The 708-nt window shown below is 42.1% G+C and carries 1 protein-coding gene and 1 pseudogene; both read right to left on the bottom strand.

Annotated elements, in window-relative coordinates:
• Positions 1 to 356 (bottom strand): MsnO8 family LLM class oxidoreductase (locus tag C1642_RS17200; RefSeq protein ID WP_146035348.1); only part of this gene is annotated, 356 nt, incomplete at its 3' end.
• A gap of 134 nt (positions 357 to 490) precedes the next feature.
• Positions 491 to 708, bottom strand: a pseudogene (locus C1642_RS19840) (hypothetical protein); the annotation flags it as partial.

The raw sequence follows: 708 nt of genomic DNA, 5'->3' as shown, positions 1-708 counted from the left end.
TGATCTGTACCTGGAGCGCGACCTAAACCTAACTCAATACGGTCTGGATATAAAGTAGCTAATGTACCGAATTGTTCTGCAACCACTAAGGGAGCATGGTTTGGCAGCATGATCCCGCCTGAACCTAAGCGAATGCGCTGGGTATGAGCCGCGATAAAACCAAGTAAAACAGCTGTTGCCGAACTCGCAATTCCATCCATATTATGATGTTCTGCAAGCCAAAAACGGTCATAACCTAACTTTTCTGCATGTTGGGCAAGCTCTAGTGCATGACGTAATGAAAACTCAATAGTTTTATCATCACGTATAGAGGCAAGCTCCAAAATTGAAAATTTAGTATCTTGAAGTGATCGCATGCGATATTCTCGGAAAACGTTATATCGAAATAATACGATATAAAGAAGCTAATGTATATCGTTTTTTTTCGATATGGCTTTCTTCCTAAAATAAAAAAGCACCACTAGGGTGCCTTTTTAGATTGATATATAAATTAACGATGTTTGTACCAACCACGGTGTAAACCGTTGTCATGGCGGTAGTTACCACCTCTGTAATAGCGGCGATCACCATCATAATATCTACGGTCATCACGATCATAACGACGGTCATAACGGTCATCATAGTTACGATCTTGGGCAACTTTACGACCTAGAGCAGAACCACCAGCGGCACCAACTGCTGCACCGATATATCCGCCATTTGTACCGC

Source organism: Acinetobacter sp. AKBS16 (assembly GCF_002899995.1).
Classification (GTDB): domain Bacteria; phylum Pseudomonadota; class Gammaproteobacteria; order Pseudomonadales; family Moraxellaceae; genus Acinetobacter; species Acinetobacter baumannii.
Note: the sequence above shows the minus strand (reverse complement) of the source record. Positions and strands in the feature narration are given on the sequence as shown.